The organism is Butyrivibrio sp. MC2021 (assembly GCF_000621605.1).
Classification (GTDB): domain Bacteria; phylum Bacillota; class Clostridia; order Lachnospirales; family Lachnospiraceae; genus Butyrivibrio.
In genome coordinates this window covers 19103-40855 of record NZ_JHXX01000006.1, presented here as the reverse complement: position 1 = coordinate 40855, position 21753 = coordinate 19103, and the positions used below count along the sequence as shown (strand labels likewise).

Genomic DNA, 21753 nt, shown 5'->3' with positions numbered 1-21753 from the left:
CCCGGTCTTTTTACAATTAATAAATTACTATCTTGTCATCATATGGGAATAGTAGCGGCGCTTGTAGTCGTACATTCTCTTGTCCGCCAGAATGAATACCGAGTGGGTATCCTCTTCCTTAACTTCTGAGTTATAGGCGTAGCCATAGGATGTGCTGTGGTTTACTTCCGGATCTTCTTTGTCCAGCTCATCGAGTCTTTGCTTAAGGGCGTCCAGTCTTTTTTCCAGAACTTCTTTATCCACATCCTCCATAAGAACCAGGAACTCATCGCCGCCTATCCTGCAGCAAAAGCCGATATCGGAAAAAGTAGAGGACAGAGCCTCCGCAAAGGCTTTCAGGAGCCTGTCTCCGGCGGGATGTCCCGCGTTGTCGTTTACTTCCTTAAGGCCGTTTAGGTCAAGACTCAGGATACAGTAGTCTTTATCCGAGTTGTTGAATTCCAGGAATTTTTTGTCGCAGCTGGCCCTGTTGGGAAGGCCCGTGAGATTGTCCGCGTAGGCGATCTGTCTGAGGGAAGCGTACTCTCTTTTTTGCGAAAAGGCATGGGTCATGAAAATAAAGTAGTTAAGGAGCTGCACAACGGCGAAGAACATGGCGCCAAGGGGCAGCAGCACCAGGATGATATTCTGTCTGTAATCGATATAGATGTGGAGCGAGGAAATGATCGCAAATATAAGGAACATCAGGGTCAGAACGCACACTCCCGCCATCAGGGTTCTGGTGGAGGGGTTCTTTATCTTGTTTTTTACATCCGTGTACTCATAGGAGGCTATGATAATGATGCTTATAGCCGACATCCCAAGGTACGGGGACTGGAAGTGGTGAATATGCACGATTCCAAAGATATGCAGCACGATAAAAAGGGTGCTGAAGGAAAGGGATGCAATACCAAGAATAATGATAACCTTGTTGTTATACCGCTTATGGAGGTCATATATAAGCAGGTAGGTCAGTGGCACCATCAGGAACTGGGCCACATGTTCCGCAAAGGTGCTGAAGGCATTGGTCACCAGTATCTCAGCACATTCGTAGGCGGTGATGATCCAGACTCCGATCAGGATGTTAAGCAGGGAGCATATGACCTGAGTGGAGACCCCGGAGGACTTGGTGTAAAAAAGCAGCGAAATGGACAGAAATACCTGGCCGAAGATGATCAGGAAAACACCGGTAAACAGCGGAATATACACGGTGCTCAGATTGTATCTGTACAGATCGTCAAAGTCGCCGATCATGGGGCTTAAGAGATTGGAGGAGGTGTCGTTCTCCACCACAGAGAGCCTTATGCTCAGGGTCTGATTCTTGAAATCCGTAGGAAGAGCGACTTTGTTGTAGCCCATTCCCACAAAGGTATTTTCCCTCAGGGCTTCCTTATATTCCTTTGCGATCAGGGTATCATCCAGATATACCTCATAGGCACTGTACTGGGTCTTGAAAAAAAGGTATGGGAAAGGAACATTTGGTGCATTTAAAGGGTTGGCGTAGGTCAGAGTTATGGTATCGCCTCTTGAAAAGCTGGAGCCCACTTTGGTGCTGAGCTTTTCAAGGTTGGTATTTATGTACTGCTCATTGTGATAGGTCACGGTCCAGCCGTTTTTCAGGATAGTAATGGGATGCTCCGGAACGAAGACCAGGAGACGGTGCAGCAGGAACATCACAATGGCGATGATGGCTATGGAGGCGGATAGGAAGGATACTGTTTTACGCATGTAAAGTCACCTCCCTGTCACCCTGATGTTCGCGCTTCATCTCATACATGCGGTTGTCAGCCAGCATGTAGACCTCCTGGGCAGAGCCGTTGGGGACCTCGTGGCTGTAGGCATAGCCGTAGGAGACGCTGTAGGAAAAATTAACTTCTTTATGATTCCATTCATTTATCAGTGAATAAAGCTCGTGAATACGCTTGGTGGCGTTCAGAGCCCTGTCTTCTATCATGATGACAACGAATTCGTCGCCGCCCATTCTTCCGATGAGATTGGCATCCCAGAAGCAGTCGGAGAGGATGGTGGCAAAACCTGTAAGCAGGCGGTCTCCCTCGTGATGTCCCAGGGTGTCGTTGACCTGTTTTAGCTTGTTCAGGTCGAGACTTATGATGGTGTAGGCATCTTTTTCCTCCGTGAGCATTTTCATCATCTGCTCACAGCGGGCGCGGTTGGCCAGGCCTGTCAGGGGATCCGTATAGGCCAGATTGGAGATCCTGCTCTGAAGGGAGTCGTAGTTGGTGCTGTAAATATTGAAGAATAGATAGCTCACCAGCAGGCAGGAAATAAGGATCAGAGAACCGATGGTGATGCCGTTAAGCTCTGCGTAGACCTCGCCCTTGGAGCTGAAGTAGGTCAGGTAATTGTAGTTTATGATGTCATAGAGGGACAGCAGGGCAAAAAGGACTATTCCCACCAGGAAGATATTGTCGGAGCTCATGTTTTTCTGCTCCGAGTCATGCCTGGATTTCAGGTAAAAATGGATCAGCAGGAACACCACCAGGATACTTTCCGCCACGGTAAACACGTGAAGGATAATGGTGTAGGCCGCAAAGCGCCTTACATGCAGAATATGGAGTACCACCGAGGACAGGAACAGAAAGACGTCAAAGATAAACAGGCCGGTAAAGATCTTTTTGGCTTTGCCGGTGTGGACGGACATAAGGTAGCCCATGAAGGCTGTGGGTATGTTGTAGAGCGAACCGTAGTCGCAGATGATATTAAGCAGAGGATTGTCCACCAGACCGTCGATGATAAGGTAGAAGGACAGGATATAAAGACCCAGTGTCAGGGCGATAAGACCTGAGAAAAGAAGCCTCGTATCGTGATTATGGTAAAAGAACAGATAGGGGGACAGGATAATAAAGATGATCCCCAGGGTAAAAAGGAAAATTCCTGTAAAGAAGCTCACTCTGATATGCAGGGAGCGCTGGGTCATCAGGTCGGCTCTGGTGCCTATGGAAACCGGGGAGAGCCCCGAGAAGGCGGCCTTCATGGTGCCCGTAAGCTGGATCTTGAGGGTTTTTCCCTCATAGTCATCCCCCAGGGGCGCCACGTTGATCTTTTTCGGAACGGTGGTGTTGGTGTCGTAGTAGTCCTGGCCGAAGCTGTAGATAAGCTCCTGATCCAGATAAATATTTACAACGGCTCTTATGGAAAAATAGGAGACGCAGGGGTGTTCAAAGTCGAATTTCTCAAGGGTTCTGGAAATGGACACGGTCTCCCCCTCATTTACCATGCCAAGTCCCGAATTGGTCAGAGGCGCAGTGTAGGTAGTGCCGTCAGTACGGGTGATGGTCCAGCCGTCACTTAGTGTGAGATAATTGGGGGTAGTTCTGGTGATATGGTCGTTATAGCCAATAAAAAGAAACCCTGTGAAAAGTAGGGCAAGTAAGAAAAATGCTATTCCTGACTTGTGAGAGTGTCGATATTCCATACCAAAATCCTCTTTATTACACATATTTAGTATATAACCATCTGGGGGAAAATCCTATAAAATAAATGTAAATCTTATGTTATTCACATTTTTAGAGGTTTACGATATTATTTAGTTATGAAGATTACAATGCCAAAGAATGCGAAAATGATACTGGACACCATTCATAAGGCAGGCTTTGAGGCCTATATTGTGGGTGGGTGTGTTAGAGATGCGCTGCTTGGAAGGGAGCCCGGGGACTGGGATATCACCACCAACGCACTGCCGCAGGATATAAAAAAGCTTTTCAGAAGGACCATAGATACAGGAATACAGCACGGAACCGTCACTGTCATGGTGGACAAGGAAGGATATGAGGTTACCACCTACAGGATCGACGGCAAGTACGAGGACAGCCGCCACCCCAGCGAGGTCACTTTTACCAAGAATCTCACTGAGGATATGAAGAGACGTGATTTCACCATCAATGCCATGGCCTACAACGAGGAAGAGGGCCTGATAGACAGGTTTGGAGGAATAGAGGACCTGGAAAACAGGGTCATCAGATGCGTAGGGGACCCCAGGGAGCGTTTTTCCGAGGATGCCCTGAGGATCATGAGGGCAGTGAGATTCTCCGCCCAGCTGGATTATTCCATCGAGGAGAAGACCCGGGAGGCCATAAAAGAGCTGGCACCGACCCTGGAGAAGATCAGCGCAGAGAGGATACAGGTGGAGCTGGTGAAGCTTCTGACATCTCCTCACCCTGACAGGATAAGGGATGCCTATGAGATGGGCGTTACGGCGGTTATACTGCCGGAGCTGGACAGATGCATGGAGACGGAGCAGAACAACCCCCATCACATGTACAGCGTAGGAGAGCACATCATTCAGAGTCTGATGTATGTGCCTGATGACAAGGTTCTGAGGCTTACAATGCTTTTCCACGACCTGGGTAAGCCCCTGGTTGAGACCATAGATGAGGATGGAATAAGTCATTTTTACAGGCATGCCATCAAGGGGGCGGACATGGCCCGGGATATATTCAGAAGGCTGAAGTTCGACAGGGATACCATGGATCTGGTGTGCAAGCTGGTTTTGCACCATGATGACAGATTCCCCGCCGAGGAAAAATATGTCAGAAGAGCCATGAACAAGGTGGGAACCCGTGAGCTGGAGCTTCTTTTGCAGGTCAGATATGCGGACACCATGGCCCAGAGCGATTACGCCAGAGCGGACAATCTGGAGCTCATCGAGAAGACAAGAGAGGTTTACAGGGCTGTTCTTGAGAAGAATCAGTGTGTGAATATTAAGAGCCTTGCGGTCAACGGAGGCGATCTTATAGCCCTGGGAATCACTCCGGGAAAGAAGCTTGGAAGCATTCTGGAGCTTATGCTGGAGGATGTTCTGGAGAATCCGGAGCACAATACCAAGGAATATCTTCTGGGCAGACTTGAACTTTTTTCCGAAAAAGCGGAGCAGAGTATTTAAGGCGCTTTGTGTTTGGGCGCTATGAGGGGTAATTATGAGAAATTGCATGTATGCAGGAAGGATAATGACAGCACTTGTGCTGAGTCTTGCGCTGGTTGTTACGGGGCCCGGCAGTGTGATATCTTTTGCCGGCGGTAACGAGAAAGTGAACATCTCGCTGGTGGGCAAGTATGATTCCGCGGACACTGCGGCCATCAGGGCCATTGACCTGGACAAAAAGCAGATCAGGTTCAGGAACCATTCCACAGGCAGGACCTACACTTTGAACTACGACAACACCAGCATGATGTATGATAAGTACGGCGGGCCGCTTTCTGCCAGCCTTCTTGAGGTGGGTGAGGTTGTGGAGGTCACTTTCCTTAAGAGCACCAAGAAGATCACCACCCTCAATATGTCAGACAAGGTGTGGACCATTGAGGATACCAGGGACCATGAGCTGGTAAGGGGCGATGGCACCGCCAAGATAAAAAAGGATGTGTACAAACTGGATGTCAGGACCCTGGTCATGGCTGACGGAGATCTGGCTCTGGCAGAGGATGTTCTTGCTACGGACACCATAACCGCCAGAGGTATCGGCAGGGATGTTTACAGCGTTGTTGTTACCAGTGGTCACGGCTATGTGAGCCTTTCTTCGGACACCGTGGAGGACAGGAGCCTTGTGGGAGCCTGGATCGAGCTGGACAACGAGGTCATTCACAAGATTTCACCCAATATGCTGCTGAGTGCTCCCGAGGGAGATTACAAGCTGCAGATCCTTGGAAACGGCGCCAACTACCAGCAGGATGTGAAGATCGCCCGCAACCAGGAGACCGTGGTGGATACGGGCAATGTCACCATAACAAAGCCCAAGGAAGGTCTTGTGACCTTTGAGATAAAGCCTGAAGAGGCAGAAGTTTTTGTGGATGGTAAAAAGGTTCTGACAGGAACCCCACAGACCATTCAGTACGGCTACCACAATCTTAAGATCATGGCTGACGGGTATGAGACCCAGACCAAGTATCTGAAGGTGGGAACGCCCAAGTCCGTCATCAGGATAGAGCTTGAGCAGGAAAAGAGCAGCGAAGAAGCGGCTTCCAGTGCATCAACCTGGGATTCTGCAAGTAAATCAAATTCCAAGTCGGACAAGTCCTCCGAGAAAAAGAGCAGGAGCAGCAATGACTCAAGCAGGAAGGCCTCCAGCGCAGCCAGCTCGGCTTCTTCCAAGGATGTCAGCGGCAACGACTCCGGCAAAAAGAAGACTGACAAGAACAAGGTTATCAAGGGCTACAAGATCTACGTGGATGAGCCCGACGGAGCAGAGCTGTACTTTGACGGCAGCTATATAGGAATTATCCCCACCAATATGACAAAGGTGTCGGGAACCCATGAGATAATTTTGAAAAAAGAGGGCTACAAGACCAAGAGCTACAGGATCAGCGTGGATGAAGAGGAAGTAGACAATGTCTACAACTTCCCTGCCCTTATCAAGAAAAAGACAGATGAGGCGAGCAAGGATAAGAGTTCCGAATCAGCATCCCTTAGTTCTTCAGCCAGCTCCAGCAATTCCAGTGCCGATCCTTCTGAGGATGCCTCTGACAGCGGCTCAGGCAGCAGCTCAGCGGCGGATGAAGGCACAAGCGCAGCACCGGAAGAAAAGAGCAGCGATTCCGGCAGTGAAGACGGCTCCGGTTCAGCTTCCACGGGAGCAAGTAACAGAGATGACGAGGCCGATGACGCAGCCAGCACCGCTTCCGGGGACTAGAATATATTATTAAATGGAGATTTAAGAAATGAGATTAGATAAATATCTGAAAGTAACAAGACTTATCAAGAGGCGTACCGTGGCCAACGAGGCCTGCGATGCAGGAAGGGTCACCATCAACGGAAGACCCGCCAAGGCCTCTGCAGAGGTGAAGGTTGGAGACAAGATCACCATTGGCTTTGGAAACAAAGACGTAAGCGTTGAGGTCCTGGATGTACAGGAAACCATCCACAAGGAAGACGTAACTAACCTCTATAAATACATTTAATGCGATTTGACGTAGAATTTAGTGAGTATTACAATATATATAGAGTTTTTATGTGAAAATGTAAGATTGGGGTTTAAAAATGGCAAGAAAAGCACGTTACAAGAAGCGTGGATTTCAGAATAAATCCGGTATCATCCTTACCACAACAGTAGTTCTTTTCCTGGTTATCGCAGTAGCTATCAAGGGATACGGCCTTAAGCAGAAGGCTGACGGCCTGGCAGAGAAAGAGGCACTGCTTCAGGAGCAGATCGAGGATGAGCAGGCACGTAGCGAGGATATCGCAGAGTTCGAGAGATACACGCACACTCGTAAGTACATAGAGGATACCGCCAAGGAGAAGCTTGGACTGGTATATCCCGGTGAGATCATCTTCAAAAATACCGGTGAGTGACGACACAACTTAAGCGCAGACATTATCTGTCTGCGCTTGTTTCATTTTGGGTTCCCCGGACGGGCCTGCCCTAAGGCAGCCCCGGTGCATCGAAAAGCCAAAGTGCTCCGGCAAAAGAAAATACAATGCGGAAACGAGAAAATGAATCAGTTTGAGCAAAGAGTCCTTAACTTCATACGGAAAGAAGATATGCTCCGGGAGGGAGACAGCGTAGTCGTAGGCTTCTCCGGGGGTGCGGACTCTACTGCGCTCATGACGGTGCTCTTTGAGCTGAAGAGACTTCTTAAGATTGAGCTTGTGGCGGTTCATGTGAATCACGGAATCAGGGAAGAAGCGGGAGAGGACGAAGATTTTGCCCGCAGGTTCTGTGAAGAACGAGGAATAGAGTTCACTGCAGTGACCAAGGATATCCCAGCCTTGGCTCGTCAGTGGAACATGACTGAGGAAGAGGCCGGAAGGAAGGCCAGATACGAGGCTTTCGAGAAGGCGGCAGAGGAGATGAGAGAGAAGAACAGCGCCGGCCGTACTCTTATCGCCGTGGCCCATCATGAGGACGATGTGGCGGAGACGCTGCTTATGAACCTGGCCAGAGGTTCAGGAATTCGCGGAGGAAGTGCCATCAGGCCCGTAAGGGACAATGTTATCAGGCCCCTGCTTTGCGTATGCAGAAGAGAGATCGAGGAATACCTGGAGGAGAAGGGCCTTTCTTACTGCACGGATAAGACTAATGCAGAGAACATCCACACCAGGAACAAGATAAGAAACGTGGTTTTGCCCTATCTTACCGAGAATATCAACGAGGCAGCCCCTGAGCATCTGTGCAGGGCAGCGGCGGATTTTGCAGCGGCGGAGGAATATATACGGCAGCAGGCCGAGGAACTTTTTTACCAAACAGCGGACAACTCCCGGCAGGGGGAGATAAGGCTGAATGTCAGGGAGCTTTCGGAGAAACCCGGTATCATCCTGCAGCATCTGGTGCTTCGTATGTTTGAGGAGCTGGTTCCGGGCCGCAAAGATATCGGAAGAGCCCATGTGGAGACGGTTTTGGATATATTATCCACTACTTCGGGACAAGCAAGCATAAATCTGCCCTATGGTATTTTGGCACAGAGAAACTATAATGAATTTATAATGAGCATCCAAAGTTCGGAAAGGCATGATGGATGTGAAACGCAGACGGAAACCCGTTTTGACCTGTTAACGCTATTAAAAGAAAAAAATACACAAAAAATTAACATTAATTTACCCGAATTGGGTGTGGCGGAAATTGAAATTTTAGAGTACAATGGCAAGACATCCTACCCTACTGCTTCATATACGAAATGGTTCGATTATGATAGAATACAAAGGGCTGTTTTTAGGCGCAGGGAGCCACAGGATGAGATTATCCTTGATAAAGAGGATTCCTTTTACAGTAAAAAGCTGTCGAAATACATGACCGACGAGAAGATTCCTGCCTCCAGGCGGGATACCATGCTTGTTCTGGCCGACGGCAACAGCATTATCTGGGTTCCCGGATACCGCTACGGCAGCAAATATAAGGTAAGCTCAAAAACCAAAAGAATTTTGGCTATAAATATAATCAATGGAGGATATAACAATGGCTGAATCAGTTCGAATTCTACTTACAGAGGAGGAGGTTGACAAAAGGATCAGTGAGCTTGGCGCCATGATCAGCAAGGATTATGCAGGAAAGACCGTACATCTTGTATGCGTACTTAAGGGCGGCGTTTTCTTTATGTGTGAGCTTGCGAAGCGCATCACAGTTCCTGTAACCATGGACTTCATGTCAGCATCCAGCTACGGCAGCTCAACCAAATCCAGCGGAGTAGTCAAGATCGTTAAGGACCTTGATGAGCCTTTGAAGGACAGAGATGTTATCATCGTTGAGGATATCGTGGATTCAGGAAGAACCCTTTCTTACCTTATCAAGATGCTGGGCGACAGAGATCCTGCCAGCATCAAGCTCTGCACACTTCTCGACAAGCCCGAGAGACGTGTCACAGATGTCAAGGTGGACTACACAGGATTCGATATTCCTGATGAGTTCGTTGTAGGCTACGGCCTTGATTACGACCAGAGATACCGCAACCTTCCTTATATCGGAGTTGTAGAGTTTAATTGATAAAGGGGAGCAATGCAAGCATCGTTCATGCTTGCATGATAAGATGCTTACATTAGCGACCCGAACAGATATGAGGAAGTAGCACGGTAGTGCGGATTCCGAATATCTGTAGGATTGCGAGAGCGCAGCGGAGCAATCCGTATCAATTAAACGGATTATATAGAAAAGTATTGTACTAGGGGGAAAAAAATTGAATCGTTCGAGGAATATTAGTCCTATTTTTATTTTTGCACTGATTATGCTGGTATTCGTGGTAATACTGGAGTACGGCAGCAGTCTTATGACAGGGGGCAGCACCAACTATTCCCGTTCCAACCTTGAAAGTGACGTTGAGGCAGGAAGAGTACGCTATGTTGTCATAATGCCTAATGCAGAGACACCCACAGGATCAGTGAAGGTCAGCCTGAATGAAGCCAAGGAAGATATAATTTTTTACACCACTGACGTTGTTGCCCTGGAGGAATACCTCTCAGCCCATGACGTAACCGTTGAGGTCAAGGATGTTCCTTCGGAAAATGTGCTGATCAGTATCATTCCCATAATCGTGGGTCTGGTGCTGATGGTCTTCATCTTTAACCTGATGAGCAATCTTCAGGCCGGCAACTCCGGTAACAGCAAGATGATGAATTTCGGCAAGAGCAGAGCCAAGATGTCTACCGGTGAGGAAAACAAGGTCAAGCTGGACGACGTCGCAGGCCTCAAGGAAGAAAAAGAGCAGCTTTTTGAGATCATAGAGTTCCTTAAGGATCCCGGCAAGTTCACCCAGGTGGGAGCAAGAATCCCCAAGGGCGTTCTTATGGAAGGCGCTCCCGGAACAGGTAAGACCCTTCTTGCAAGGGCAGTAGCCGGTGAGGCAGGAGTTCCCTTCTTTAGTATCTCCGGTTCTGACTTCGTTGAGATGTTTGTTGGTGTAGGTGCTTCCAGAGTAAGAGACCTTTTTGCGGAAGCCAAAAAGAACGCACCCTGCATCGTATTCATAGATGAGATCGACGCCGTGGCAAGACGCCGTGGTACCGGCATGGGCGGCGGACATGACGAGAGAGAGCAGACCCTTAACCAGATGCTTGTCGAGATGGACGGCTTTGGAGTCAACGAGGGAATCATCGTTATGGCGGCCACCAACAGGGTAGACATTCTTGATCCCGCTATTCTTCGTCCCGGACGATTTGACAGAAAGATCACAGTTTCCAGACCTGATGTGGGCGGGCGTGAGGAGATCCTCAAGGTTCACGCCAAGAACAAGCCCCTTTCAGAGGATGTTGATCTCAAGCAGGTAGCTCAGACCACAGCCGGCTTTACCGGTGCAGATCTTGAGAACCTTCTGAATGAGTCAGCTATCAACGCTGCCATCAGCAACAGGAAGTTTATCAATCAGAATGATGTAAATAAAGCCTTTATCCAGGTTGGAATCGGAACCGAGAAGCACAGCAGGATTATTTCCGATGATGAGAAGAAGATCACCGCTTATCACGAGACGGGACATGCGATCCTCTTCCACGTGCTTCCTGATGTGGGACCGGTTCACACCATTTCCATCATCCCTACGGGCCTTGGGGCAGCAGGTTACACAATGCCTCTTCCGGAGAAGGATGAGATGTTTATTACCAAGCGGAGAATGCTCCAGGATATCATGGTTTCCCTCGGCGGCAGAATTGCTGAGGAGATCATTTTCGGTGATATCACCACAGGAGCTTCCAGTGATATAAAAAAAGCCACACAGGAAGCCAGAAACATGGTTACCAAGTATGGAATGTCAGACAATATCGGCGTTATCAACTATGATGAGAACGAAGAAGATGTGTTTATCGGATACGACATTTCTCACAGCAAGAAACACAGTGAGCTCATGGCCGGCGAGATAGACAGGGAGGTTAAGCTCATCATCGACAAGTGTTACGCCAAGGCCAAGGAGATCATCCTTCAGTACGAGGATATCCTCCATGCCAGCTCCGAGCTTCTTATGGAAAAAGAGAAGATCGGTAGGGAAGAGTTTGAAGCTTTGTTCGAGGGACATACCATCACAACTGATGTGGAAGTAGTTTTATAAAGAAAACCATTTTGTGAATTATTCACAAAAAGATGCTGTTGTTTTTAGTAAATTTGTGAAGTATGCGTCTTTACTCAGGGGTAGGTGGGTGCTAGTATAATATGCGTAACCCCCCAATACATTATATAGTTTTTTGCTATACCCCATAAGAAAGAAATACCTTCTCTAAAAAGACAGCTTGCCGCTGTCTTTTTTGCTATATTCATTTATAAAAATCGGGGAAAATATTTAAGTTATGAATACCAAAGCCTTTTTTCACGACATGACGCTGGATTACTTAAGACCGGCGGAGCCGGATGCAAACAGAATAACGAGAGTTCGTTTCAGGTGCGAAAAAGATGAAGCGCAGCAGATCGACCTCATCTGGGGAAATGAAAGACATACCCTTAAGATCTCTGAGACGGACGGAGAGTTTGATTACTATGAGGCTCAGGCTGAGGCAGGAACAAATCCTTTTACCTACTATTTTGAGATAAGAGGTAAGGACGGCAGCTATTACAAGTACGACAAGAGAGGCTGTTGCCACGAACCCATGGAGAGCATGAAGTTCAGGATCCTTCCGGGCTTCCATACCCCTAACTGGGCCAAGGGCGCAGTTATGTATCAGATATTTGTGGACAGATTCTGCAACGGAGATCCTTCCAATGACGTGGTCGACAGGGAGTACGCTTACAACGGCGGCTATTCCGGACAGGTCAAGGACTGGGATGCTTATCCCGCCACCAGCTTTGATTTCTGCAATTTCTACGGCGGAGATCTCCAGGGAGTTCTGGACAAGCTGGATTATCTCAAGGATCTTGGAGTGGAGGTTATCTATTTTAATCCCCTCTTTGTATCTCCTTCATCACATAAGTATGATATTCAGGATTATGACCACATCGATCCACACTTCGGCAAAATAATCGAAGACGGCGGAAAGCCCCTTCCTGAAGGGGAGCACGACAACAGCAGGGCAACCAAGTATATCAGCAGGGTTGCCAACAGAAAGAACCTCTATGAGAGCGACATGCTCTTTGCCAAGGTGGTGGAGGAAGCCCACAAGAGAGGCATGAAGGTCATCCTCGACGGCGTATTCAACCACTGCGGTTCCTTTAATAAGTGGCTGGATAAAGAGGGAATTTACGGAAATTACAACGGATATGAGAAGGGAGCCTACGTTTCAGAGGACAGCCCCTATCACAGCTATTTCTCCTTTAACGGAGGCAACTGGCCCAATAACAATAATTACGACGGATGGTGGGGCTACGATACACTTCCCAAGCTCAACTACGAGGGCTCCAAGGAACTGGAGGAATATATCCTCGGAATCGGCAGAAAATGGGTGTCCCATCCCTACAACGCAGACGGATGGAGACTTGATGTGGCAGCAGATCTGGGCCACTCTCCGGAATACAATCACTACTTCTGGAGACGCTTCAGAGAAGAAGTTCTGAAGGCCAAGCCCGATGCCCTTATCCTGGCGGAGCACTATGGCCCTGCCAAGGAATGGCTCTCCGGAGACCAGTGGGATACCGTCATGAACTATGACGCTTTCATGGAGCCTGTGAGCTGGTTCCTCACCGGAATGGAGAAGCACAGCGATGAGTTTCAGCCCTACAGAGTGGGCAATGCAAGACAGTTTTTTGACTGCATGTTGTACGCAGGGGGAGAGAACTTTACTACACCTTCACTGTACACAGCCATGAACGAGCTCTCCAACCACGACCACTCCAGATTCCTTACAAGAACCAGCCAGAAGGTGGGAAGAACAGAGACCCTTATGGCAGCTTCCGCCAACACCGGCATCAAGAAGTCGGTTCTCAGGGAAGCGGTTGTGATCCAGATGACCTGGCCGGGAGCACCCACTATCTACTATGGTGACGAGGCCGGCGTATGCGGCTTTACAGACCCTGACAACAGAAGGACCTACCCTTGGGGACATGAGGACAAGGACCTCATCAATTTCCACAGGGAGGTTATAAATATACATAAATCCTGTCCGGAGCTTAAGACAGGTTCAGTCAGAGAGCTCCTTGCGGACAATAACTTTATTGCCTACGGACGTTTCAACAGAACCGCAGCCACAGTGGTTGCTGTCAATAACAATGACTTTATGGTGACAAAAGAGATCGAGGTTTGGCCTCTTGGTATTCCAAGGGATGCCAAGGTTTCTGTTATGCTCAAGACCGATAATTCCGGCTACTACACCAGCAACAACGCATTTACAGCGGTGGACGGAACCCTGACACTGACTCTTTCAGCCAGGGGAGCAGCGATCCTCAGATACAACAGCTTCGAGGCAGTATCCAATGACGAGTTCTGGGCAGAGAACGAACTCGACTTCGGAGGCAACAAACTGCACTAAGTGTACTAAATTTCTTTATTTTTCCGTATTGTGGTTATATAATGGTAATAACCATCAAAAACACAAGTAAGGGAGAGAAACAAATGTTAGTATCCGCAAAAGACATGCTTGTAAAAGCAAAAGAGGGCCACTATGCAGTAGGCCAGTTCAACATCAATAACCTGGAGTGGACTAAGTCAATTCTTCTTACAGCAGAAGAGCTTAAGTCCCCTGTTATCCTCGGTGTTTCCGAAGGCGCAGGTAAGTATATGACAGGTTTTGAGACAGTTGCAGCTATGGTTAAGGCTATGGACAAGAGCCTTGGAATTACAGTTCCTGTAGCTCTTCACCTTGATCATGGTACATATGACGGATGTTACAAGTGCATTAAGGCTGGTTTCACATCCATCATGTTCGACGGTTCACACTATGACATCGAGGAGAACGTTGCTAAGACATCTGAGCTTGTTAACGTATCTCATCAGCTTGGCCTTTCAATCGAGGCTGAGGTTGGTTCCATCGGTGGCGAGGAAGACGGCGTTGTAGGAATGGGCGAGTGTGCTGATCCTGAAGAGTGCAAGAGAATCGCTGATCTCGGCGTAGATATGCTTGCAGCAGGTATCGGTAACATCCACGGCAAGTATCCTGAGGGATGGCCTGGACTTAGATTCGACGTTCTTGATGCTATCCAGCAGAAGACAGGCGTTATGCCTCTCGTTCTTCACGGCGGCACAGGAATTCCTGCAGATATGATCAAGAAGGCAATCTCTCTTGGCGTATCCAAGATCAACGTTAACACAGAGTGCCAGCTTTCATTTGCTGACGCTACACGTAAGTACGTTGAGGCCGGCAAGGATCTCGAGGGCAAGGGATTTGATCCTCGTAAGCTTCTTGCTCCCGGCGCTGAAGCTATCAAGGCTACAGTTAAGGAGAAGATGGAACTCTTCGGATCAGTTGGAAAGGCTTGATAGAGAGTTCATTTTTAAGAAATTGGGACGGGGCCCAAAGCGGACCCCGTCTTTTTACGTGGAGGGTGTATGCATAACGAACTGACAAAAAAAGATATTGAGGATATGGAGGCAGAGATCGAACACCGCAAGATAGTGGTTCGAAAGGAGCTTTTGGAGCATGTTAAGGAAGCCAGGGCTCAGGGGGATCTGTCCGAAAACTTTGAGTATTACGCAGCCAAGAAGGCCAAGAATCAGAATGAGAGCAGAATCAGATTCCTGGAGAGAATGATAAAGACAGCTAAGGTAATTGATGACAACGCATCCGAGGATGAGGTTGGCATGAACAAGTCCGTAACGGTTCAGATAGTGGAGGACGGCTCCGAGGAGACCTACAAGATCGTCACCACCATGAGACAGAACTCTTTAAAGGGACTTATAAGTGTAGAATCTCCACTTGGAAAACAATTACTTGGACATAAAGTAGGTGACCGTGTTAATATAAGAGTAAGCAATGATTACAATTACGATATAATTATTACTAAAATTGAGAACACAGGTCTCACGGAAGACGACGTTATAAGAGACTTTTGATCTCAAGAAACGGAGGCTTTATGCGCGTTTTTCAGCCAGTTGATCCTGAAGATATTGAAGATGGACCGTATACCTTTGTCGGCGATAAGATAATTATCACAAGTTCAAACGGCAATAAGGTTAACATCACCGCAGCAGCCTGGGGGGGTGTCGGTTACTTTTGGGATAAACGTCTTGTGCTTATTGTTGTTCGCAAAAACAGATACACAAGAGAAATGCTGGATGCTTCAGGAGAATTTTCTGTAAGCTTTGTGGACCAGCAGGAGTTTAGAGGCGCTCTTAAATACCTTAGCCTTGTATCCGGAAGGGATGAGGACAAGGTTGCGGGATCGCGCATGAATATTGGATATTATGAGGGCATCCCCTATGTCGAAGAGGCAGGGGAGGTCCTTGTATGCAAGATCGTCTTTAGGCAGGAACTTGATAAAGCAGGCTTCTTGGAGGAAAGCTTTGCTGAAAAGTTTTACAAGAATGAGGATGATGTTCATATCCTCTATGCGGGAGAGTTAAAAAAGATCCTGCTGAGATAAGTGGTTTTGTGAAATAAAAATGGGGATAAAGATATAAGACTGATTACTGAGAGGACATTATGAAGATCAGCAGCATCAAGAATATCTTTGTCGGCATAATAACTACCATAGCGGTAGTGGCAGGGGCGCTAAATGGTTGCGGACAGGCAGCGAACCCTGCTGAAAGTGCGCCTGAAGGAGCTTCAGAGGAGGCTACATCCCTGCAAGTGTCAGAGCAGTATATCGGAAAAGCTCAAGAAAAAAGTGATAAAAGCGAGGTCAGAAGTGCTGGTATCACTATTCGAATAGCATCCTGGTATGAGGAGAGCTATCTTAGATATCTCAAAGATTATTTATCAGCTCAGTTTCCCGAGTATAAGTTTGAATTCCTTTATTTAGACAAAAGTAATTATGAATCCCTTATGGATGACCAATTGGCCTGCAAAGCTGCGCCGGACGTGGTGTGCATTGACCCTTCCATGGCAAGAAAGCATGCAAAGGCGGGAAATATACTGGAGCTTTCTTACCTGACAGGCAATTTTTCCGAGGAGGGAAAAGAACCCTTCATGTATGACGGTAAGGTCTATGCAGTTCCTGATACCTGTAATTATGAGTGCTTCTTCTACAACAAGACACTCTTTGACAAGGAGCGTGTCAAGGAACCGGAAGATTTCATGGCTTATCTTCAGATGTGTGATTTCTGGAGGGTAAAAAAGCATATAAAGCCGCTGGCAGCAGGGCTTAAGGACGAGAGGCTCATTGCCAACAGCGCCATTCTTTTCCCAAATGCCGGATATTTCATGACTATGTACGGCAAGACCTTTGGAGACAGATTGCAGTTCGGAAAGGCCTCTTTTTACAAAGAGTTAAAGGAAGACCTGAGCTACTGGGAAATGATGCTGGATTACAAGGTGTTCACACCGGATATGTTCCTTATGGACAAAAGAGGTGCAATTGAAGAATTCGCTGCAGGAGAGGCTGCGATGGTGGTTGGAGATCCGTCGGACTACAACCAGATCATGAAGGCCAAGCCCGATTTCGAGGTGGGAGTCTTCTGCATCATGGACAGAAAGGGAAAAGACTCAGCCATGACAGGCGGAAGCGAGTGCGGCTTTGCAGTTAATGCCCATGGAAAAAACAGAGAAGTCGCCAAGGCTGTGGTGGCGTCATTGGCAACCATCAATGGCCAGGAGGCCCTGTGGAAGGACAGAAAGGGCAGCCAGACATACCTTGAGAATGTAAAGTTCAGAAACCCGGAGTGTTTTGACCAGATCACAGAAATAATAGATTCCAACAGGCTTGTGGCTCCGTATTATCAGTGGGGGCCTCACAGCCATGAGCTTTATGAGATATTTGGAAAAGAGCTTCAGCAGGTTCTTTTACGGAAAAAGAGTCTGGACGAAGCATTGCAGGATATGGATACCCAGGCACAGCTGATACGTGAAGAAGAATGACATTGAGGGACTCATATGGAAGCAAAGAATAAGAAGAGCTTAAAGATCCAGTTGCGAGTTACATTTGCGGTACTGATCGTCATACCTATCATTATACTTGGTGTGTATGCGTATGTGGTTGCCAGAAACAATCTTATACAGCAGACCAAGCTTGCCATGCGTGGAAATGCAGATGTTATCGCATACGGAATAGAGAACAATGTCAAAAGAGAAAATGACGTTATAAAGTTCTTTTCCTATGAGACGGAGTTCAGAAAGGCGCTTCAGCACGTGGATAGGGATGCCTATTCCTTCACGGAGCAGCTAAACAACGAGATCGAACCGCTTATCTGGTACTACTTAAGTAGCGATGTCAATATTTCTGAAATCCATATTTACTCGCATCTTCTGCCCCAGGACCATATCGGAGATTTTGCCAGTATCCCTTCTACTAACCAGGAGAAGGCATGGTATGAGGAGTGTAAAAAGGAATATTCAGCCATGTGGGTTACCGATAATCAGGGCGGTGTCTATGTAATCAAGTCGCTCCTTGATGTGGCGACCTCTTCGAATGTTATCGGTATGATCACTATCAAGGTCAATAATGACCAGTTTTTCTCCATCGTTAATCAGACCAGCTATTTATCAAATGGTATCTATGTTCTCAATAATAATGAGGAGACCGTTATTCATAAAGCAACGGAAAGCGAAGCTGTGGACTATGCCGTTTTGGAGACCATAAAAGATGGCAAGCATGAAGAGACGGCAGAGAAATTCAGCTATACCCAGAGCTTCTATCTTTTATCCTCCGAAAAGATCACTAATGACTGGACGGTTTATTACTATGTGGATCGCCGTGACATAACCACGGACGTATTCAGAATGCTCAGGACCGTTATTGTCATTGCCATCATAATCTTCGTTCTTTCCTATGGATCTGCGTCCATTTTTGCCAATAACCTCATCAAACGTGTCAACAGCCTTAATGCTGTGGCTAATGAGGTCAAGAGCGGAAACTTCGAAGTGGCCTACTACGACAGATATGAAGATGAGATAAGCATGCTGGCGGAGTCAATGACAGGCATGGCCATAAAGCTCAAGGAAATGATGGATGAGATCAACAAGCGAAATGAGGAGGATATCAAGCTAAAAGAGAGCGATATCCATTACAGAGAGTGGCTGTTTGACTTTGTGGTTGAGCAGAACAACGATATTCTTGCGGTTATGAACGGCGAGGACTTCGCTCCTGACTTCGTGACCTCCAATGTGGAGGCAACCCTTGGAATTCCTCTGGACGAGGTAAAAGAGGATATCAGAAATCTTTCAACGGTTCAGATTGAGGATGAGAGATTCAAGGAAAACGTCAAGATCAGTGACAAGATCGAAGAGTGCATGCGCACCGGCGATATTGTGGTCATGGAAGAGATCAAGTTTGAGAATGCCAAGACCAAAGAGCATCTGTATTACAGAGGCGTGGTAGTAAGCACCATCGATGATGGCGGTAAGCGTCTTGCCGTTGCCCTCTATGACAGAACCCAGGAGTTCAGGCGTAATCACCAGCTGCAGGAGGCTCTCCATGCGGCTGAGACAGCCAACAAGGCAAAGACCAGCTTCCTTGCCAACATGTCCCACGATTTCAGGACACCTATGAACGCCATTACAGGATTCAACCTCCTTATCGAAAAGCACAGCACTGAGCCCGATAAGGTTAAGGAATATACCCATAAGATCAGCCTTGCATCCCATAACCTCCTGGGACTTCTTAATGATGTCCTTGATATGAGTAAGATCGAGAGCGGCAAGACCACCCTTGATATTCAGGAGATGGAGATTAGAATGCTCCTGGAGGAGGTTAATACCGTTATCGGAATGCAGGCCAAGAATAAGAACCAGGAATATATCGTCAATCAGGACGGTCTTTTACACGACAAGTTCATGGCTGATAAGCAGAGAGTCAATGAGATCCTGGTCAATATCCTTGGAAATGCGGTTAAATACACCCCTGAGGGCGGCAGGATCGAGTTTACCATAGAGGAGTCCCAGACTTCATCTGAGGGCTTTAACAATGTGCGCTTCACGGTAAAAGACAATGGTATCGGTATGAAGGCCGAGTACAAGGATAAGATCTTTGATGCCTTCTCAAGAGAGGAAAAAGGCGCCACCAAGACCATTCAGGGCACAGGCCTTGGAATGGCCATCACCAAGAGCCTCGTAGAGCTCATGGGCGGTACCATCAGGGTTGAATCCGAGGAAGGAAAGGGCTCCACCTTTACGGTTAATCTGAGACTTCAGGTTGTGGAGACAGATTATCAGGATGCCTGGAAGAATCTGGGTGCAACTGTATTCCTGGGAGTTAATAACAACGGAATGGAGAACCGGTTCTTTATGGAACAATTGAAGAAGAGCCAGCTCGCCGGAGAAGTGGTTATGAGCGGAAGTGCCGCACTGGCAACCATCGCTGATTACCATGAAAAGGGCATGGAATTTGACTTTATCACAGTGGATGACTCCATAGAGGATATGTCTCTTGCGGAGCTTATTAAGAAGATAAGAGCCATAGAGGAAATGAAGGGCACCAGGATAGTTGCGGCAGTGGAAGATATGGACGCTGTGGAAGACGAACTGAAGGCTGCCGGAGCCAATATTGTGATACAGAAGCCTGTTCGCGAGTTCATTATGAGGCAGGCTCTGGAGGAACTGAAGGAAAAAGAGAAGGCTGAAGAAACCTCTGAGACTGCCACCAAGCCTTTGCAGGGCCTTAAGTTCCTGGCTGCTGAGGACAATGATATCAATGCGGATATCCTTATCGAGCTGATGGATATGGAAGGTGCCACCGTTACCCGTGGCGTCAACGGACAGGAAGTTGTTGAGATGTTCAAGAACGCCAATGAGGGCGACTATGACATGATCCTTATGGATATCCAGATGCCTGTTATGAACGGCTATGAGGCGGCTGCAGCCATCAGAGCCCTGGGCACAGACTGGTCCCAGAGGATTCCTATCATCGCCATGACCGCCAATGCCTATGCGGATGATGTTCAGCAGGCCTTTGACGCCGGCATGAATGCCCATGTCACCAAGCCAATAGATATCAGGATCGTGGAGAAGACGATTCTGGAATTCAAGAAATAATGGCATTAATACGCAATTAATGAGAAAATAATATGAGTTGGTGTAATCTATCCAAATACTAATGCGGAGGAATTATATGAACGGTATAAAAAAAGTTACGGAAAAGATTTCCTGGATCGGCGGAAGCGACAGAAGATTAGAGCGTTTTGAGAACATTTTTCCCATCCCGGAGGGAGTTTCCTACAATAGTTATTTTATTGATGATGAAAAGACTGCGGTTTTCGACACTGCAGATATCACCGTTTCAGATCAGTATCTTGATAATCTGAAAGAGGCTCTTGCGGGAAGAAAGCTGGATTATCTGGTGGTTCTTCACATGGAGCCCGATCACTGCTCGCTTATCAATACTGTAGTGGCCCTGCACCCCGAGGTTACGGTGGTGGGCGGAGCCAAGACTTTTACCATCATGGAGCAGTTTTTCCCTGAAGCAAAGGAATTTAATAAGCTGGAGGTGAAGGAAGGGGAGACCCTTTCCACAGGAACTCTGGAGTTCAGCTTCGTGGCAGCTCCCATGGTTCACTGGCCTGAGGTTCTTATGGCTTACGAAAAGAGCACCGGAGCTCTGTTTAGCGCAGATGCTTTCGGAACCTTCGGAGCCCTGGACGGCGGAATCTTTGCTGATGACTATGATTTTGAGAAGGACTTCCTTGGAAGTGCCAGAAGATATTATGCAAATATCGTGGGCAAGTACGGAATGCAGGTGCAGGCTGTACTGAAGAAGGCAGCAGGCCTTGATATCAAGATGATCCTTCCTCTTCACGGCCCTGTCTGGAGAAAGGACATCGCCTGGTTTATCGACAAGTATCAGAAGTGGAGCACCTACGAGCCTGAGGATGACGGAATTGTCATTGTTTACGGAAGTCTCTATGGTCATACCAAGAGCGCAGCTGATGCGGTGGCTTCAAGGCTTCGCGAGAAGACCGGCAAAGGCCTTAAGGTTTATGATGTTTCCGGCACAGATGTTTCTTACCTGATAGGTGAGGTATGGCGCTGCAAAAAGATCGTTCTTATGTGCCCTACCTACAACAATGGTATCTACCCGCCTATGGCAGCCTTTTTACATGATATGGAGGCCCTGGCGGTTCAGAACAGAACTTTCGCCCTGGCTCAGAACGGAACCTGGGCGCCTGCTACGGTCAAGCTCATGACCGAGAAGCTGGCAGCTCTTAAGAATGTCACTGTTCTTGAGACTAATCTTACTATAAAGAGCGCGCTTCACTCAGGGGATGAGGAAGCGCTGGAGGCTTTTGTAGATGCGATAATATGATGTAGGTGTCAAAAGTATCTTTTGACACCATATGATATACGAATTGCTCCATGACTATCGTCATTCTCGCAATTCTACATAATATAAAAATAAA

The 21753-nt window shown here is 47.6% G+C and carries 16 protein-coding genes; 14 read left to right on the top strand and 2 right to left on the bottom strand.

The genetic code is table 11. The annotated features are described in order from the left end of the window. Positions 1 to 27: 27 nt before the first annotated feature. Together T359_RS0111880 and T359_RS0111875 are read right to left on the bottom strand one after the other, a co-directional pair. A complete protein-coding gene (locus T359_RS0111880; RefSeq protein ID WP_026517674.1) occupies positions 28 to 1707 on the bottom strand; it encodes a GGDEF domain-containing protein in 1680 nt (559 codons plus the stop codon). Then, positions 1700 to 3415, bottom strand: coding sequence for a GGDEF domain-containing protein (locus T359_RS0111875; RefSeq protein WP_026517673.1), 1716 nt, complete (start codon positions 3413 to 3415; stop codon positions 1700 to 1702). Before T359_RS0111875 ends, T359_RS0111880 begins: the two co-directional genes overlap by 8 nt. Before the next feature lie 117 nt (positions 3416 to 3532). Here T359_RS0111875 and T359_RS0111870 point away from each other — a divergent pair, with 117 nt between their 5' ends. From T359_RS0111870 to T359_RS0111805, 14 genes are all read left to right on the top strand, one after another. Beyond that, positions 3533 to 4882 (top strand): CCA tRNA nucleotidyltransferase, encoded by a 1350-nt coding sequence (locus T359_RS0111870; protein WP_026517672.1) that lies wholly within the window; start codon positions 3533 to 3535, stop codon positions 4880 to 4882. A 34-nt stretch (positions 4883 to 4916) separates the two neighbouring features. Next, a complete protein-coding gene (locus T359_RS0111865; protein WP_026517671.1) occupies positions 4917 to 6623 on the top strand; it encodes a PEGA domain-containing protein in 1707 nt (568 codons plus the stop codon). Between the two features lie 28 nt (positions 6624 to 6651). Continuing rightward, on the top strand, positions 6652 to 6891 hold the full coding sequence (locus T359_RS0111860; protein WP_022779283.1) for an RNA-binding S4 domain-containing protein: 240 nt from the start codon (positions 6652 to 6654) through the stop codon (positions 6889 to 6891). A gap of 79 nt (positions 6892 to 6970) precedes the next feature. Beyond that, positions 6971 to 7282, top strand: coding sequence for an FtsB family cell division protein (locus T359_RS0111855; protein WP_026517670.1), 312 nt, complete (start codon positions 6971 to 6973; stop codon positions 7280 to 7282). 141 nt (positions 7283 to 7423) lie between these two features. Beyond that, positions 7424 to 8890: a tRNA lysidine(34) synthetase TilS gene (gene tilS / locus T359_RS0111850; protein WP_026517669.1), complete on the top strand. Its 1467-nt coding sequence runs from the start codon at positions 7424 to 7426 to the stop codon at positions 8888 to 8890. Then, positions 8883 to 9407 (top strand): hypoxanthine phosphoribosyltransferase, encoded by a 525-nt coding sequence (gene hpt / locus T359_RS0111845; protein WP_026517668.1) that lies wholly within the window; start codon positions 8883 to 8885, stop codon positions 9405 to 9407. Before tilS ends, hpt begins: the two co-directional genes overlap by 8 nt. A gap of 190 nt (positions 9408 to 9597) precedes the next feature. After that, complete coding sequence (gene ftsH / locus T359_RS0111840; protein ID WP_026517667.1) at positions 9598 to 11454, top strand: ATP-dependent zinc metalloprotease FtsH; 1857 nt, start codon at positions 9598 to 9600, stop codon at positions 11452 to 11454. Positions 11455 to 11689: 235 nt separating this feature from the next. Next, complete coding sequence (locus tag T359_RS0111835; RefSeq protein WP_026517666.1) at positions 11690 to 13798, top strand: alpha-glycosidase; 2109 nt, start codon at positions 11690 to 11692, stop codon at positions 13796 to 13798. Positions 13799 to 13881: 83 nt separating this feature from the next. Continuing rightward, positions 13882 to 14745, top strand: a complete 864-nt coding sequence (fba, locus tag T359_RS0111830) for a class II fructose-1,6-bisphosphate aldolase (RefSeq protein WP_026517665.1) — start codon at positions 13882 to 13884, stop codon at positions 14743 to 14745. 69 nt (positions 14746 to 14814) lie between these two features. Then, the gene (locus T359_RS0111825; protein ID WP_026517664.1) at positions 14815 to 15318 is read left to right on the top strand and encodes a GreA/GreB family elongation factor; all 504 of its coding nucleotides are present in this window, start codon (positions 14815 to 14817) and stop codon (positions 15316 to 15318) included. A gap of 20 nt (positions 15319 to 15338) precedes the next feature. Further along, positions 15339 to 15848 carry a flavin reductase family protein gene (locus T359_RS0111820; protein WP_026517663.1) on the top strand — a complete coding sequence of 170 codons (510 nt, stop codon included), beginning with the start codon at positions 15339 to 15341 and terminating at the stop codon, positions 15846 to 15848. A gap of 59 nt (positions 15849 to 15907) precedes the next feature. Next, positions 15908 to 17281 (top strand): ABC transporter substrate-binding protein, encoded by a 1374-nt coding sequence (locus tag T359_RS0111815; protein WP_026517662.1) that lies wholly within the window; start codon positions 15908 to 15910, stop codon positions 17279 to 17281. A 15-nt stretch (positions 17282 to 17296) separates the two neighbouring features. Then, a complete protein-coding gene (locus tag T359_RS21665; protein WP_051545330.1) occupies positions 17297 to 20392 on the top strand; it encodes an ATP-binding protein in 3096 nt (1031 codons plus the stop codon). A 76-nt stretch (positions 20393 to 20468) separates the two neighbouring features. Beyond that, on the top strand, positions 20469 to 21659 hold the full coding sequence (locus T359_RS0111805) for an FprA family A-type flavoprotein (RefSeq protein WP_026517661.1): 1191 nt from the start codon (positions 20469 to 20471) through the stop codon (positions 21657 to 21659). Positions 21660 to 21753 lie beyond the last annotated feature (94 nt).